Annotated in this window: 14 protein-coding genes and 1 other RNA gene; 3 read left to right on the plus strand and 12 right to left on the minus strand. The window is 55.1% G+C overall.

Annotated elements, in window-relative coordinates:
* Positions 1–19: 19 nt before the first annotated feature.
* From queE to BGP77_RS12575, 12 genes are all read right to left on the minus strand, one after another.
* Positions 20–676 (minus strand): 7-carboxy-7-deazaguanine synthase, encoded by a 657-nt coding sequence (queE, locus tag BGP77_RS12520; RefSeq protein ID WP_255414359.1) that lies wholly within the window; start codon positions 674–676, stop codon positions 20–22.
* A 51-nt stretch (positions 677–727) separates the two neighbouring features.
* Entirely contained in the window at positions 728–3,196 is a 2,469-nt protein-coding gene (locus BGP77_RS12525; RefSeq protein WP_108165064.1) for a bifunctional diguanylate cyclase/phosphodiesterase, read from the minus strand.
* Positions 3,197–3,249: 53 nt separating this feature from the next.
* On the minus strand, positions 3,250–3,588 hold the full coding sequence (locus BGP77_RS12530) for a hypothetical protein (protein WP_108165065.1): 339 nt from the start codon (positions 3,586–3,588) through the stop codon (positions 3,250–3,252).
* Positions 3,585–4,262, minus strand: coding sequence for a hypothetical protein (locus BGP77_RS12535; protein WP_108165066.1), 678 nt, complete (start codon positions 4,260–4,262; stop codon positions 3,585–3,587). The genes BGP77_RS12530 and BGP77_RS12535 overlap by 4 nt, the downstream gene beginning before the upstream one ends.
* Positions 4,259–4,771, minus strand: coding sequence for a DUF2878 domain-containing protein (locus BGP77_RS12540; RefSeq protein ID WP_158269366.1), 513 nt, complete (start codon positions 4,769–4,771; stop codon positions 4,259–4,261). The genes BGP77_RS12535 and BGP77_RS12540 overlap by 4 nt, the downstream gene beginning before the upstream one ends.
* Positions 4,768–6,009 (minus strand): cyclopropane-fatty-acyl-phospholipid synthase family protein, encoded by a 1,242-nt coding sequence (locus BGP77_RS12545; RefSeq protein WP_108165068.1) that lies wholly within the window; start codon positions 6,007–6,009, stop codon positions 4,768–4,770. Before BGP77_RS12545 ends, BGP77_RS12540 begins: the two co-directional genes overlap by 4 nt.
* A complete protein-coding gene (locus BGP77_RS12550) occupies positions 6,006–6,806 on the minus strand; it encodes a DUF1365 domain-containing protein (protein WP_199224275.1) in 801 nt (266 codons plus the stop codon). Before BGP77_RS12550 ends, BGP77_RS12545 begins: the two co-directional genes overlap by 4 nt.
* A complete protein-coding gene (locus tag BGP77_RS12555; RefSeq protein ID WP_108165070.1) occupies positions 6,797–8,065 on the minus strand; it encodes an NAD(P)/FAD-dependent oxidoreductase in 1,269 nt (422 codons plus the stop codon). The genes BGP77_RS12550 and BGP77_RS12555 overlap by 10 nt, the downstream gene beginning before the upstream one ends.
* Before the next feature lie 20 nt (positions 8,066–8,085).
* Positions 8,086–8,511 carry a nuclear transport factor 2 family protein gene (locus tag BGP77_RS12560; protein ID WP_108165071.1) on the minus strand — a complete coding sequence of 142 codons (426 nt, stop codon included), beginning with the start codon at positions 8,509–8,511 and terminating at the stop codon, positions 8,086–8,088.
* 26 nt (positions 8,512–8,537) lie between these two features.
* Positions 8,538–9,923, minus strand: coding sequence for a deoxyribodipyrimidine photo-lyase (locus BGP77_RS12565; protein ID WP_108165072.1), 1,386 nt, complete (start codon positions 9,921–9,923; stop codon positions 8,538–8,540).
* Between the two features lie 81 nt (positions 9,924–10,004).
* Positions 10,005–10,955, minus strand: coding sequence for a DUF523 and DUF1722 domain-containing protein (locus BGP77_RS12570; protein ID WP_108165073.1), 951 nt, complete (start codon positions 10,953–10,955; stop codon positions 10,005–10,007).
* Positions 10,956–11,012: 57 nt separating this feature from the next.
* The gene (locus tag BGP77_RS12575) at positions 11,013–12,650 is read right to left on the minus strand and encodes a methyl-accepting chemotaxis protein (protein ID WP_108165074.1); all 1,638 of its coding nucleotides are present in this window, start codon (positions 12,648–12,650) and stop codon (positions 11,013–11,015) included.
* Between the two features lie 132 nt (positions 12,651–12,782).
* On the opposite strand from BGP77_RS12575, the gene ffs reads away from it, so the two are divergent.
* The 3 genes from ffs (at position 12,783) to BGP77_RS12590 (ending at position 15,392) form a co-directional block, all read left to right on the plus strand.
* An RNA gene (gene ffs, locus BGP77_RS12580) (signal recognition particle sRNA small type) lies at positions 12,783–12,879 on the plus strand.
* 115 nt (positions 12,880–12,994) lie between these two features.
* Positions 12,995–15,064, plus strand: a complete 2,070-nt coding sequence (dnaX, locus tag BGP77_RS12585) for a DNA polymerase III subunit gamma/tau (RefSeq protein WP_108165075.1) — start codon at positions 12,995–12,997, stop codon at positions 15,062–15,064.
* A 4-nt stretch (positions 15,065–15,068) separates the two neighbouring features.
* The gene (locus tag BGP77_RS12590) at positions 15,069–15,392 is read left to right on the plus strand and encodes a YbaB/EbfC family nucleoid-associated protein (protein ID WP_108165076.1); all 324 of its coding nucleotides are present in this window, start codon (positions 15,069–15,071) and stop codon (positions 15,390–15,392) included.
* Positions 15,393–15,397 lie beyond the last annotated feature (5 nt).

Here is a 15,397-nt window from a genome sequence, read left to right on the forward strand (position 1 = left end):
AAACTCCTAAAACCCCGCGTTAAGCGATGTTCACGACCTTGTGCATCTGCACGGTTAAACGCCATTGCGGGTGAGCTAGACAATAGTCGATAGCCGCACGGGTTGACGATTGCTGAGCCGGCGCAATCTGGGCGGCATCAAAGGGATTGAGCGGGCTGAGAAACCGATAACTCGCCTCGATACTGGCAAACCGCTCCGGTGGCGCTTCCGGCTGAGGGTAGACCAGTTTCAGTTCATTGCAGCGTTGAATGATGACTTCGCTGTTGCCTTTGGGGCTGACACAAATCCAGTCGAGATTCGCCGGCAACGGTCGGGTGCCATTGGTTTCGATGGCGCATTCGAAGTGCGCGGAATGCAGTTGGTCGATCAACGCTTCGGTTAACTGCAAACTGGGTTCGCCACCGGTAAAAACCACATAGGGTGTGCCGTCGGTTTCTTCTGGCCACAAAGCTGCAATTGCCCGGCTGAGTGACTGAGCATCGGCAAAACGTCCGCCACCGGGGCCATCGGTGCCGAGAAAATCGGTGTCGCAAAAGGTGCACACGGCCGTGGCTCGATCTTGGTCTCGACCGCTCCAGAGGTTGCAGCCGGTAAAACGACAGAAGACCGCAGGGCGACCGGCCTGGGCGCCTTCCCCCTGCAGGGTGTAGAACATTTCCTTAACACTGAAGGTCACAATATTGACTCGTCTTGAAGATGCGCCGATGAGGTTGAATCGGACGCGAAATTAGAGAATTTCACTGAGGCTGTGCTGGCGGTTCAGCAACTGTTCGAACTCGTCTTGTCGCAGCGGTGGCGCAAACAAGTAACCCTGATAGCGCGAACAGCCTTTGGATTCGAGGAAGTTTAACTGATCACTGGTCTCCACGCCTTCGGCAATGGTTTGCAGGTTCAGGTGGCGCGCCATGGCCAGAATGGTTTCGACGATGGCCGCGTCGTTGGTATCGGTGTTGATGTCGCGCACGAAGGATTGATCCACTTTCAGCACGTCCAGTGGCAGTCGCTTCAGATACGACAAACTGGAATAGCCGGTGCCAAAATCATCGATGGAGAAGGTCACGCCGTAATCACGAATCTGGTGCATGCGCACGATGGTTTCTTCCACTTCGTGAATCACCATGCCTTCGGTGATTTCCAGGTCGATGCACTGAGGCGGAATGCCGCTGTCGTCGATGGCTTTGCGCACCTGATCGAAAAACTCCGGTTGGCTGAACTGTTGTGGACTGATGTTAATGCCCATCACCTGATCACGTGTCCACAAACCACGATCCATCCAGTCGCGCAAAATTCCACAGGCGGTACGTAAGGTCCATTCACCGACCCGGACAATCAACCCCATGCTTTCCAGAACGGGAATAAATTCCACCGGAGACACAATGCCGCGTTCGGGGTGCTGCCAACGCATAAGGACTTCGGCGCCAATAATGCGGTCGTTGCTGGAATCCACTTGCGGCTGAAAGGTTAAAAAGAACTCTTCTTCGTGCAAAGCCCGGCGCAAATCGTTTTCCATGGTCAGGCGGAAAGCCGTGGCTTCGGCCATGGCTTGTTCAAATAAGATGGCCGTGTCTTTGCCGCGCGATTTAGCCTGGTACATGGCGGTGTCGGCGTTGCGTAGCAGGTCAGAAGCGGTCACCTCACCATCCGGGAAAAGCGCGATACCGAGGCTGGCGGTGACATTTAAACGACTGCCATTGATAACAAAGGGGGCTGCCATAACGGAACGCAACGCTTCCGCGCGATGGCCGGCCAGTTGGCTGACTTCGTCGGCATGGGTGCCCAAGTCCGCCAGGCAGACGACAAATTCATCGCCCCCCAATCGGGCGACGGTGTCTTCGCCTCGAACCACGTCGGACAACCGAACGGCGGCCTGACGCAAGACGCTGTCGCCAGCGGCGTGACCGAGTGAATCATTGATGTCTTTAAAATTGTCCAAATCAATAAAGATCAAAGCGCCCAATTGATTCGAGCGGCTGGCGCGGCGCAATGATTGATCGAGCCGGTCGAGAAACAGGTGTCGATTGGGCAGATCCGTCAGCGGATCGTGATACGCCATGTGCTGCATGCGCGCCTGGTTACGCTTACGTTCGGTGATGTCCACACCGACCGATAAGATGGCGGGCTCACCGCGAAATTCCAGCGGCAGAATGCGCAATTCTAAAGCGGTGTAATTACCGGCAGGGTCGACCCATTCGAATTCAGGAATAAACAAACTGTGTTGTTCACTCAGCACTTTGGCATCGGCATCTTGCAGCAGTTCGCGGGACTTTTCTTCGTAGACATTGAGCAGCGCCGACTGATGTTGTCCGGTCAATTGTTCGACACTTTGCTGAAAGGCACGGGCATAGGCTTTGTTCACCAGAACCAGATGACCGCTGGCGTCTTTGACGTAAATCATGTGCGGCAGGTTATCGATTAACCGCCGCATATTGTCGTACGACTCTTCCACTTCATGGCGGGCGACGCTGTTGTCGCGAATCAATTGTTCAACGCTGTTCAGGTGCAGATTGATGTTGGTGGTCAGCTGACCAATTTCATCGTCTTCATGACCTTTAGGAACCGGTAACCGACGTCCGGCCGGGTTCTTTGGATCGATGGCGTCAAGCGATGTCGATAGCTGATTTACCGGGTGCGTTACCAGTCGATAAAACAGCACCAGAAACAACAGAATCAAAACGAAATTTTTGGCCACGCCTAGCAGCAGTGTCGACAGCGCACGATCCACGAAACTCTCATAGGCTAGGACCATATCGAGTTCCATGCGCAGCACACCATAAACATCGCTGCCCATGGCATCGGTTTCCAGCCGGGTTTCCAGTTGTTGCGTCGGATTGCCAATAAAGGGTTCGTACCAGTGAGCGCGACGCTCAGAGACATCGGCGCTGCGCTGCGACAGAGGGTTGCCGAGTTCATCGAGGATGGTGACGGAATTGACGAAGTCGTAGACAAACATGCCGTCGACCACTTCACTGGCCAGGTTGTAATCGAGCGTATGGACAGCACGAGACGCAGCAAAGCGGGAGGCGTTCATGACCCGTTCAATGGAATCATTCAGGGAACTTTGTTCGTCTTGATAGTCGAGAAAAACCTGAAAGCCGGACGTGACCAGACTGACGACCAGCGCCAGGATGACGCCAGTACGGGCCAACCGAAAAGACAAATGCTGTAGTAGTGTCGATTTAAATACTGCTGAAGACATGCTGACCAGCCGTCAGGGCCCGGTAGGGCGAGATCTTTACGAATAATGACAGCTTAGCCAATTTCCCGATTTGGCGCCATTACCAGCAGTGTGCGCCAGCGCCAGATGAGCCACAGCGCCAATACTGGATTGCCCAGTAATGGCAGTGCAACGGTCATGACCCAACACAGCCAACGCTGGGGTTCAAACCGCCAGACCAGCGCCAGAGCGAGAAAGAAACCGGCGTACAGATCGAGCAGGGCGATTTGCCCCCAGCGGTGACTGAGCAACCAATTGCCTTCGCTGCTGAAGCGATCCCAGGGCGAGGTGAACAGCATCCAACCGACCAGTAGCGCCGATAACACCAGGCCGGTGACCAAGCTCAGGCGGCTGGCAATCATTGAGCGGTTCATGGTGCTGTCTCCGGATATTGATAGACGATGCGGGCTTTGAAGTTGCCCTCGTCGCCATTTGGCAGGTTGGTTAGACCCCGGTATTGGAGTAAGCGTTGCTGGCTGCGGCTGTAAGTGAGTTCGATCGGATCGACCAGCCAACGCAGCACTCGGCTTTGCGGACGCAGTTGCAGCACCAGTTGATCGCCTTGTGGCGTTTCTGGTTCGATGGACAGTGCAATCCAACTGAGCCGGCTGGGAGTCAGGAATTGGAAGTCTAGCGCAGTGCCGCTTTCGAGTGCGTCAAAGTTATCCAGAATAAAGTAGTGGAAACCCGCATCAATGACGGCGGTTTGATCGGGCCAGTCGAGACGGCCTTCTTTGCGGCTGATGACATTGACGCCCGTGCGGTCAGGCTCAACACGCTCAGTTCGTTCTGGTTGATTCAATATCAATGTATAACCGGGGCGGGCCAGCTCGGTATAGGTCATGTTTTTTTCAGCCAATAACTGACCATCTGGGGCAACGTAGCGGACCTGCTCAACGGTTGGTTGGCCGTCTTCCAGTGTCAGCTCGTGGCGTTCCTGGTAAAGCACGCGGTCGCTGTCGAGTGCATAAGCAGTGCCTGTAAAACTCTGCGCCTGTACACCGGCGGTTGCGCACAAGAAAGCGGTCCATAAAGCAGTTCGAATCATGATGACGCCGTCGTCGCTTTAAGTGCCAGAGTGCGATTGCACCGATAAAACAGCGGCAACCACAGTCCCCATCCGAGCGGAATCAACCACCAAGCAGGGCCGGATACCTCGGCCGCACCTAGAGCTGCGCCGCCCAGATAACTGCCACCGGCCCCAAAAACCCCGCCCAGGATTTGCAGCAGTGGTCTATTGGCCAGCCATGCCAATGAGTGGTTTAAGGTCAGCGGAAACATGAGCCACAAGCCCGTGAGCCACAGCGGCATTGGCCAACCGGCCCCTATAAACTCAACCCAGGGTGAGAGATGCCACAGTAGGTCAATCATGGCACCGATCATCATCACGGGAATCACGCGATGCCATTCGCCGGGTTGCGCCAACCAGCGGTAATGGCACAGCATAAAAACAGCCACCCAGACTAAGGCCCAGGGCGACCGTGTGAGCACCAACAGAAACCAACCACCCTGGAATCCCGCGTAATTGAACAACGCCCGTGTCGTTGCTGTGTTCACGGCGTAACCCACAAACGGCGGTGGCCCGCTTTGGCAAAGACCACTTGATGCGTATTAATGGCGCGTTCGGCAAAGCCGCCTTCGCAATAGGAAAAGTAGTAGCGCCACAGCCGCTGGAAACTGTCGTCATAACCCAATGCCAACAATTCATCACGGGCGTGAAGAAACCGTCGATGCCACTCGTTCAACGTCAGGGCGTAGTGTTCGGTCATGTCTTCCAGATGCAGTGTCTGCAAGTCGGTATGGCGCTTCAGGTTATCTTGCAGTACTGACAAAGACGGCAGGTGACCACCGGGGAAAATATATTTACGAATAAAATCGACGCTTTTGCGGTAGCGATCGTAACGTTGGTCGGGCAGGGTGATGCATTGCAGCAAGGCAACCCCCTCGTCGTCGAGTCGTTCAGACAGCACGCGGAAATAGCTGGGCAGATAATCGTGGCCAACCGCTTCGATCATCTCGATCGATACCAACTTGGAATACTGGCCTTCCAGGTCGCGATAATCCTGTTTGAGCAATTGAATGCGATCGTCCAGCCCAGCCGCTTTGATGCGTTTGGCGGCGTAGTCGAACTGCTCATCAGAAATGGTGGTCGTTGTGACGCGACACCCATAATGCTGAGCCGCATGAATTGCCAGCCCACCCCAACCAGTGCCAATTTCCAGCAAGTTGTCGTCGGCCGTGAGTGCCAGTTTTTGACAGATGCGATCGAGTCGAAACCGCTGTGCGTCTTCCAGTGAAGTGGTTTCATCTGGATAAAAAGCACTGGAATACATCATCGATGGGTCGAGAAAGGTTTCGAACAGATCGTTACCCAGGTCGTAGTGCGCTTGAATATTGCGTCGCGAACCGGCTTTGTCATTGCGGTTCAGCCAGTGTGCAAAACGCAGCAGCGGTTTGGTCAGGCGGCCGAGTGTTTTATTGAGACCGCCCGTGGTATCGAGGTTGGCCGCGAACACGCGTACCACCGCGGTGAGGTCGGGCGTATCCCAGAAGCCCGCGACATAACATTCGGCAGCGGCCAGATCGCCACCGGTTAACATTTCGCGATACACACGGGTGTTGTGAATGCGGACGTGAGCGTGTGGTCCCGCGCTGTCGAGTCGGCCGAAAACCTGTCGGCCTTCGGAGTCTTCCAGAGTCAGGGAGCCTTGAGTGAATCGACTGAGGGCTTTGAACAGCAGTCGTCGGCTCAGCGTTGCCGAGCGCGAGGTCGATTGCGTTGAAGCGATGGTCATGCCGATGTTTCCTTCTTGTCCTTGTTCGGATGAGGGTAAAAGGGAATGCCTTTCAACCAGAGCCTTAAGGCGTGCCAGTAAATGCCGGTTACGACTTTTACGGTTATCCACGGAAAACGGATGAGCGCACGATTCATATTGCGACGATTAACTTCATTGGCTTCCATAACCAGCGTCGCGTCAAAGCGCCGTTCGCCATCTTGATAATTTTCCAAATGCACTCGCAGCGTTTGTTCCGGTGCCCCGAATACCCAACGATAGTCCATATCCATGGGTAGAAAAGGCGAAACGTGAAACGCCTTGGCCAGATGGTATTCCTGATAATGACGATGTTGACGCTTGGGTTCGTGCCCGCCATCACCGGGTTTTACTGTCAGCACGTATTGATGCCGCTCACCCCAGGGCGTGTTGGTCACTTCCGGCATGATGGCCAGTAGATTATTTTGATCATCAAAGGCGTAGTAAATCGTGACCGGGTTAAACGAAATGCCGAGATAACGCAGGTGCGTCAGCATGCGCACGGAATGGAATCGCGCGGGATCAATGTCGCTTAACTCAACCATGCGCTCAATGACGGCCGCTTTCAGGTCGTGTTTGTGGGCGGCAAAATAATCGCTGCGCCGAAAGCTGGCCCAGTTAAACCGCTCGCGCGACCAGAATGAGGATTGCGCAAACACCTCATCCATTTCATCCAAGTCCAGATACAGCATAAAGAGCGGGTAATTCAGACGGTGGTCGCGAGGCGCATAGCGACGATGTCGGACCCAGCCCTCATACAGGCGACTGTTCATTGCCATGGTTCAATTCCTAAGTCTTTAACCACGCGCAACGCGCTGTTAACGCCATCCTCGTGGAAACCATTGAACCAATAGGCGCCACAAAAATGGCTGCGGTTGCGATTACCGATGCGATGATAGTGTTGTTGCGCTTCAATACCTGCCTTAGAAAACACCGGGTGGGCATAGTTAAAGCGATTGATGATTTTGTCCGGTGAAATCTGATCGGTGCGATTCAACGTCACGCAAAACGTAACAGGCGCATCGCTGAAATTTTGCAGGATATTCATGTTGTACGTCAGACCGACGTCTTCACCCGCCTGTTCCGGTAGATGATAGTTCCACGCCGCCCAGGCTTTACGCCGATTGGGTAATAAACTGTCATCGGTATGCAGCACCACTTCGTTTTGACTGTAGGGAATGGCACCGAGAATCTGTTGTTCCTCCTCGGTTGGGTCGGCGAGCATCGACAGTGCCTGGTCGCTGTGACAAGCGAATACAACCTGGTCAAAGCGTTCCTGATGTCCGTTATAAAAATGCAGGGTTACAGCATCGGCGTCGCGTTCAACCCGTTCAATGCGGTGCAAGGTGTGGACCTTGTCCCGGAAGGGCGCAATTAACGGATCAATGTAAGCGCGAGAACCGCCTTTAATGACGTACCACTGGGGGCGATTTTTGACCGATAGTAAACCGTGATTTTTAAAAAAACGCACAAAAAATAGCGCCGGGAATGCTTCCATTTCGGCTTCGCCCGAAGACCAGATCGCTGCGCCCATCGGTATGATGTAGTGATGGACAAAGGTCCGGCCATAACCCCCATTGCGCAGGTATTCGCCCAACGTCAGTTCCGGTGTCAGCCGCCCGGCTTCCAGATCAGCCTGACTGCGTTTGTTGAACCGCAAGATGTCGAACAACATCCGCCAGAATGACGGCCGGAAAATATTGCGGCGCTGGGCAAACAGCGAATCCAGATTGTGGCCATTGTACTCCAGGCCGCTGGCGTCATCGCGCACACTGAAACTCATCTCAGTGGCTTCACGTTCAACATCCAACGGCGCCATCAAGCGATTGAAGTTGTGATAAACCCAGTCGTTGTAAACGATAAATCCGGTGTTGACCGGATAAACTTGGCCATCGATTTCAATGTCTTGGGTATGGGTATGGCCGCCAAGCACTTCGTTTTGTTCGTAAACTTCGATGTTGTAGTGCTCGTGCAACAAGCGAGCGGTTGTTAGACCGGCGATACCGCTGCCAATGATGGCAATGCGTTGACTGCTCATAAAACGATTCCCAAATGTTCTCAGTTGTTCAGTCGGCCTTTCAGCCAGCCAAGAATGGAGCCGATAACCGGCAGGTGGTCGAACAGCATCTGATTGCTGTCGAAATAATCCTGGTGCAGTTGAATGCGCTCATCGAACTGCAGATACGTTACGCCGGGCATGGTGATGGGTCGACCGCCGGCTACTTTGGGATGGGCGTAGGTCATTTCCCAGCGCAGCATGGCTTCACTTTCGTTCTCCCAGTGACTCAAGTAGCGAAAGTTAATGGTGTCCAAATTGCGGTACAGATTGACGAAATAATTTTCCAATTGATCCAGCCCGTCGATGCGATGCATCGGATCGATAAAGACCACCTGTTCACCATAGACCTGTGCCAGCCGGTCGCGAGTAACGTTGTCGGGCCCTAAATCAGCATAGAGTGTTTGAATGCGTTCGATCATAGACATGGTTGTGTGCCTGGTTTGTGGTCTGGTTAAAGTTGCTTGAACAGCGCCAGCGTCTCTGCGCGGGCGCGGGAATAATCCACTAACGGTGCCGGGTAATCCGGCATCGTCGGTGGCTCGTGTATGTGTTTGTTGTTCAGTGATGCCAGTTCCGGCACCCAGCGACGGATGTAGTCGCCGTCAGGATCAAAGCGTTGTGATTGCGTGGTGGGATTAAAAATGCGGAAGTAGGGCGCGGCGTCCACACCGGTCGCGGCACACCACTGCCAGCCGCCATTGTTACTGGCGAAATCGATGTCGAGTAGCGAGCGCGCGAACCAGCGTTCACCTTCGCGCCAATCGATCTGCAGGATTTTGACCAGATACATCGCAACAATCATGCGCACGCGGTTATGCATCCAGCCGGTGTGAGCCAGTTGCCGCATGCCAGCATCGACAATCGGGACGCCGGTTTGACCCTGTTGCCAGCCGCGCAATAGTGCCGCTTCATCGCGCCATGGAAACGCATCCCAGCGGCTGTAAAAGGGTTGATGCTTCGCCAGCTCAGGGCGCCAGTACAATAAGTAGTGATAGAACTCGCGCCAGATCAGTTCCGATAGCCAGGTTTGTAAGCCAGCGCTGTCGTCCTGCGGATGCTGCAAGCAAGCATACAGGCACTGGCGCAAGCTGATGGCGCCGTTCGCCAGCGCAGCCGATAAACGTGATGTCCCTTCAGTGCCAGGGAAATCCCGTTGCTGTTGATAGTCGCGTGCGGCTGAGCTTAAAAATTCGTCCAGTTGATTGAGGGCGCTGTTTTCGTTTAACGGCAGTTCGACGATGTCGGGCGAGGGTACGTCCGGAAAACGGCAGCAAGGTTTTATGGCCGGTCCAACGGGTTCCGGTTCCGGCAAAGGCGCTGTTAATGGCGCGTTGTTTTGCTGGCGTAACCAGTTCTTTTTGTAGGGTGTAAAAACGCGATACATCTCGCCCTGGCCGGTCAGCAGTTGGCTCGGTTCGCGGGTCACCCGGTCTTCATAGATGTGGGTGTCCAGTCCGGCCTGTTGTGCGTGTGTCAACGCTCGCTGATCGCGCTGGACTTCGTCCCAGCCAAACTCGCGGTGAAAACTAATGGAGCGGGCGTTCAGTTGCTGGGCTAGGTGCATTAAGTCGGCAACACCCGCCTGCCAGTCGATGGACTCAATCAGTGAAAGGCCAATACCCAGACGAGCCAGCCGTTGCTCCAGGGTGCGTAAGGCGTCAAGCCAGGCGAAGCGTCGCGGTTGACCGTAGTCGTGCCGGTCCCATTGTTGCGGTGTCCACAAAAATACCGCCTGGACGCGGGCCTCTTTGCCAGCCAGTGCGCAAGCCTGGGTCAAAGCGGCGTTGTCGTGAGTCCGCAAATCGTTGCGAAACCAAACCAGGTGTGTAGCGGTCACAGCAAGTCCTTAAGTGGCTGATCCAATGAATGACGCTGACATCCTTGTACGTACGCCGAGGGTGGTTTGGTTCACTGGTGGTTAAATTGGGTTACGCAGTCCAAGTGATTCGGGGTAAGGATCAAGTACCGTTTGTTGGCGCAGATAAGGGAAGTCTTCTCCATGCAGAAAAACGTAATGTTTGAGCATGGCAATCGGCACGATAAACGGCACGATGGATTGCTGGTATTGGTCAATGCTGTGTCGCAGCGATGCCTTTTCTTTATCGCTCAGTTGCTGTTTGAAATAGCCCATTAAGTGCTGCAATACATTGACGCGCTGGCCGCGACTGGGCACTTTTTTCAAGGCGCTCATCAGCTCTGTTAAATAGCGATGACCGAGCTCTGCTAACTGATTTCGGTCGCTTAGATCAGCCAGTAATTGGCCGAGCGACTTGTAGCGATTGTAGTCGTGCATCATCAGCAGATATTTTTGTCTGGAATGAAAGTCGATTAACCCTTTAGCGGATTGCCAGGGTTGTTCGGTTCGCCACTGATGATAAACGTACAGGCGTTGTACAAAATTTTCGGCCAATCCAGGATCGCTCAGGCGACCACTTTCTTCGACCGGCAGCCAGGGCCGATGCTCCAGAATGACTTGAGTATGAATGCCAACGCCGGTTTTTTCCGGTACCGGTTTGTCGGTATAAAGTTTGACGCGTTCCATGCCGCACGAGGGCGAGCCTTGCATCAAGACATAGCCGTCGATGTCGTCCAGTTGCGGTAAAACGCTGTGCGCATACTCGCGCAAAGCGTCGGTGTGATCGACGCTGTCATCGCTGCTGTTTACCGCGCGTGTGCCGCTGTCTGTTTGGATCAGTCGAATGGTTTCTCGGGGGATGCCCAGCCCGATGCCAACTTCTGGGCAGAAAGGACGGAAATCGGCGAACTGGCCGAGCGATTCCGTGAGCCAACGATGCAGCTTATGGCCGCCATTAAAGCGCACTTCCTCACCCAGTAAACAACTGCTGACTGCCAGTGTCAGTTTCGACATGGTGTGCTCTCAACCTGATATTCAAAACAGCGAATACGCCATAGCCTGCCGGGTGGATTACTGTTGACCACTGCGCAGCCGCGTCAGGTGGCGATTAAAATCCGACGCCAGGGTTGATAATTCTTCGCTTAAGGCGTGGGCATCGCGGCTTTCACCTGAGGTATCTTCCGCCAGATTACGAATTTTCATGATCAATTCGCTGAGCGAACCAGCCACACTGGTTTGCTCTTCTGCGGCAGTGGCGATCTGCTGGTTTTTTTCGTTAATCTGGGTAATGGCAACCAGAATTTCGTCCAAATGGGTGCCGACTTCGACGACCTGGCTCGCCGTGGATTCGGTTTGAACGCGACCGGTTTCCATGGCGCGCACCGACTCTTCGGCACCCCCACGGATGGATTCCAGAATATTTTGAATTTCAACCGTCGACTGCTGGGTTTTTTCTGCCAGTGAACGCACTTCGTCGGCGACAACTGCAAAGCCCCGGCCTTGTTCGCCCGCACGGGCTGCTTCAATGGCAGCGTTCAGAGCCAACAGATTGGTTTGCTCGGCAATGCCTTTAATCACCGTCAGTACCGATCCTACGTTTTCCGACTCTTGAGCCAGGCGAGTGATGGATTCGGCCGTTGATTCTGTATCATTGACCAGCTTTTGCATGGTTTGTTGCGCACGTTGCATCGAGTCGCCACCACTGCGCGCCAGTTTTTCGGTATGGCTGGTCGCTTCAGCGGTTTCCGATGCATTGCCCGCAACTTCGCGTGATGCCGCTTCCATCTCCTCGATTGCGGTGGCGACCTGGTGGCTTAAATCGCTTTGCTCCGCCGTGGTACGAGCAATACCACCGGACATGGTGTCGAGCTTGCCGACGGCGTTCTGTAGAGCGGTAGCGTTGCGTTCCAGGTCGTTGATCATTTCATGAAGGAAGCTGCGTAGAAAATCGATCGTCCGCGCCAGATCACCCAGTTCATCGCGACGGTTTAACTCAATCGGCTGATCATATTGGCCGTGCTGAATATGCTGCACACCGGCTTTGAGTTGATGGATGGGTTTAATGATCGATAAGCGAACAAACATCAAGATGGCACCCAGAATAACCAGGCTGCAAGCCACGGCTAAACTCAATGAAACGATCAAGGTGGTATCAGCATGCTGACTGGCTTCAGTGGTCGCTGAGTTGGCCCGCTCGGACAGTTGCAAGCCGAGGTCTTCCATCGCAGCGGACGGCGCGCGGTCAATGCCCGATACCGCCGCGTCGCCTGCGGTGTGATCGAAACCGCTGCGAATAAAGGCTTGGCGACCCTCGCCATAGGCCGTGCCCATGTTGCGATGATCAATAAGGAATTGTTCGGCCGTGGCCTGCAGTTCAGGGTAATCGGAGAGGCCATCGACGAGCGCCTGGACGCGATTTTGGACATCGTCCTGCAGCGCAAGGAAGCTTCCCCAGTAGCGTTCCATCCGCTCTGGGTCCTGGCCGCGCAGCAGCACATTTTTCCATTCCTGCACTTGGCGTTTGAAGTCCAGATTGGCCAGGTCAGCGTTCTTTTCCAGCGACTTCAGGTCCGTCAGAACAGTTTCCAGTTTGTCGACGGAGCGCTGCATGGAAAAAATGCCGGCGAAGGCGATAATAACCATGGCCAAGATGCTGATGAAAATGGCCAAGAGTAGCCGGAATTGCAACGTGGGTTCAGGGCGTTTCATAGTCGATGCTCGCTTGGCAATGCAGTGCCAGTTGGTAATGGGTTCAGAACTTCTAACACCAGTATAGAAGCTGCACAGTGCTTGAGATTTTTATTTAGGCAGGCATAATGCCGCGCTCTGTTAGGGTGGCTCTGCCGGTCCCCCCGCAACGAGAAGTCGTGAATCCCGCCAGGCCCGGAAGGGAGCAACGGTAGCGGCTGTATCGGGTGCCGGGGTGTGGCTGGTGGAGCCGCCACCCAGTCTTTCTAAGCCTCTGTTTTACTTCGTTTTTTCTTAACCATCTGGCAGCGCCAGCTCATCCCGGTTAGGATAGGCGTCCGTCGAATTCGCAACCCCGAGCCGTCATGTCCTATCAGGTACTGGCACGCAAGTGGCGCCCGGCCACCTTCTCCGACATGGTGGGCCAGGCTCACGTCCTTAAAGCCCTGGTCAACGCCCTGGATCAGCAGCGGCTGCACCACGCCTATTTGTTTACCGGCACCCGAGGTGTGGGTAAAACGACGCTGGCGCGCCTGTTGGCCAAAAGCCTTAACTGTGAAGAAGGCGTCAGTTCGCGTCCTTGTGGAGTATGTTCGGCCTGTCGCGAGATTGCTGAAGGGCGTTTTGTCGATTTATTGGAAATTGATGCGGCATCGCGCACCCGGGTAGAAGACACTCGTGAACTGCTCGATAACGTCCAATACGCACCGACGCGCGGTCGTTACAAGATCTATCTGATCGACGAAGTGCATATGCTGTCGACGCACAGCTTCAATGCCTTGCTGAAGACGCTCGAAGAGCCACCACCGCACGTCAAGTTCCTATTAGCCACCACCGACCCGCAGAAATTGCCGGTGACGGTGTTGTCGCGCTGTTTGCAGTTCAATCTCAAAAGTATGACGCGCGAGGGTATTGTCGGGTATCTGCAGCACATTCTGGTGCAAGAGCAGGTTCCCTATGATGATCCGTCGTTGTGGCTGTTGGCAGAAGCCGCCGCCGGCAGTATGCGCGATGCGCTCAGTTTGACCGATCAGGCCATTGCCTTTGGTGAAGGTCAGCTGCGCGAAACGGAAGTCGCGGCCATGCTGGGGACTGTCGACCTTAAGCGGGTGCTGAATTTGGTGCGCAGTCTGGTCGAGAAAGACGCGGCTGGATTGATGTCGCAAGTTGCCGAACTGGCGGAGCATACCCCGGATTTTCGGGCGCTGATGAACGAATTGTTGTCGACGCTGCACCGAGTAGCGATTGCTCAGGCTGCCCCCGACGCTTTGGATAATTCCAAAGGCGACCGTGATGCCCTGGCCGCTTTAGCGCAGGTCGCCCAACCGGAAGATGTACATCTGTTCTATCAGCTGGGTACGGCATCGGTGAAAGACTTAGCGCTGGCGCCGAGTGAGCGGGCTGGCTTTGAAATGGCGCTGTTGCGGATGCTCGCATTCAGCCCAAGCCCGGCGCGTTCGGTTTCGGACCTACCGCCTTTGGCGGGACAGACGATCGCCGATCCTCAGTCGGCGGACCCTGAGCCTGCGTCGTCAGCCTCGACACCGCCGTCACAAACCGCGCCGGTGGAAAACGGCATCACTGCCGCACCGGAGCCGGCGGAAGTCACCGAAAAACAAACTGGAACGGTTGAGTCCGAAGCCGTTCCAGCTCAAGCCCCTAGTTCGGATGTAGCGGTGGTGTCGGCCTCAGAGCCTGTTCATACCGAGACTGACGCTGTGACCGAGCCAGCGGCAACGCCTGCAGCGGAACCCATGGTTGAAGCCGCGGCGCCAGAAGCTCTTGTTGAGTCAGAGGCCGTCAGCGGCGGCGCGCAATCCGAGGCATTACCTCCCTGGGAAGAGGCCGGTGATCAGTCTGAGGTCGCCCCCATGCCTGAACCCGAGGAGGGCGCTGTGGAGCCTGAGCCGGCTGCTGTGCCAGCCCCTCAAGAACCTCAGGCGACCGTCGAGCCAGCGCCGGTTCAGTCTGCGCCGACGGCTGAGGATGATGCCGTCAATCCGGCGCGCTGGCCGGACGTGGATTTTCAGACTGACCCGAAGCACTGGTGGCAGGTGACTTTGTATAAGTTGGGACTGAGCGGTATGACCCGGACGCTCTTTGCCCATTCGCAGTGGCAGGGCTACGCTCAGGGCCGCGCCCAACTGTTGATTGCCACGAATTATCGCAAGTTGATGAACGACACCCACAGTCAGCGGTTGCGTGAAGCGTTGGCCACGGTCTTGCCAGATTTTCAGGGCTTTGATTACGAATTCGGCGCGCCCGAGCAGACGCCTCAACTGTGGCTTGATCAATTGAACCGCGCTGCCTGGGAGCAGGCGGTGACAGATTTGCAAGAGGATCGGTTTATTCAGTCTCTGGTTACTGATTTTGCAGCCGAGCTGCGCACCGATACCGTTCAACCCCGTTTTAACCCTTTACCGACAGGAGCCTGAAACGATGAAAGGTGGCATGGGTAATCTGATGAAACAGGCCCAGAAGATGCAGGAAGATATGCAGCGCATGCAGGAGGAAGTCGCCAACGCCGAGGTGACAGGCGAATCCGGTGCGGGCCTGGTCAAGGTGGTGATGAATGGTCGCCACGACGTTAAGCAAGTGTCTCTGGATGACTCGGTCATGCAGGAAGACAAAGAGCTGTTGGAAGATTTGCTTGCCGCTGCGGTGAACGATGCCGTGCGCAAAGTTGAAGCCTACAGCCAAGATAAGATGTCGTCGGTGACCGCCGGTATGCAATTACCGCCGGGCTTTAAGATGCCTTTCTAAGACGG

Origin of the sequence: Saccharospirillum sp. MSK14-1 (genome assembly GCF_003054965.1) — a bacterium.
In the GTDB taxonomy this organism is placed as follows: domain Bacteria; phylum Pseudomonadota; class Gammaproteobacteria; order Pseudomonadales; family Natronospirillaceae; genus Saccharospirillum.

Excerpts from the sequence above, each read along its gene's own strand:
- BGP77_RS12570 (WP_108165073.1), bottom strand. The coding sequence starts at position 10,955 with ATGTCGAAACTGACACTGGCAGTCAGCAGTTGTTTACTGGGTGAGGAA.
- BGP77_RS12590 (WP_108165076.1), top strand. The coding sequence starts at position 15,069 with ATGAAAGGTGGCATGGGTAATCTGATGAAACAGGCCCAGAAGATGCAG.
- BGP77_RS12530 (WP_108165065.1), bottom strand. The coding sequence starts at position 3,588 with ATGAACCGCTCAATGATTGCCAGCCGCCTGAGCTTGGTCACCGGCCTG.
- BGP77_RS12560 (WP_108165071.1), bottom strand. The coding sequence starts at position 8,511 with ATGTCTATGATCGAACGCATTCAAACACTCTATGCTGATTTAGGGCCC.
- BGP77_RS12535 (WP_108165066.1), bottom strand. The coding sequence starts at position 4,262 with ATGATTCGAACTGCTTTATGGACCGCTTTCTTGTGCGCAACCGCCGGT.
- BGP77_RS12550 (WP_199224275.1), bottom strand. The coding sequence starts at position 6,806 with ATGGCAATGAACAGTCGCCTGTATGAGGGCTGGGTCCGACATCGTCGC.
- BGP77_RS12555 (WP_108165070.1), bottom strand. The coding sequence starts at position 8,065 with ATGAGCAGTCAACGCATTGCCATCATTGGCAGCGGTATCGCCGGTCTA.
- BGP77_RS12575 (WP_108165074.1), bottom strand. The coding sequence starts at position 12,650 with ATGAAACGCCCTGAACCCACGTTGCAATTCCGGCTACTCTTGGCCATT.
- BGP77_RS12525 (WP_108165064.1), bottom strand. The coding sequence starts at position 3,196 with ATGTCTTCAGCAGTATTTAAATCGACACTACTACAGCATTTGTCTTTT.
- BGP77_RS12545 (WP_108165068.1), bottom strand. The coding sequence starts at position 6,009 with ATGACCATCGCTTCAACGCAATCGACCTCGCGCTCGGCAACGCTGAGC.
- dnaX (WP_108165075.1), top strand. The coding sequence starts at position 12,995 with ATGTCCTATCAGGTACTGGCACGCAAGTGGCGCCCGGCCACCTTCTCC.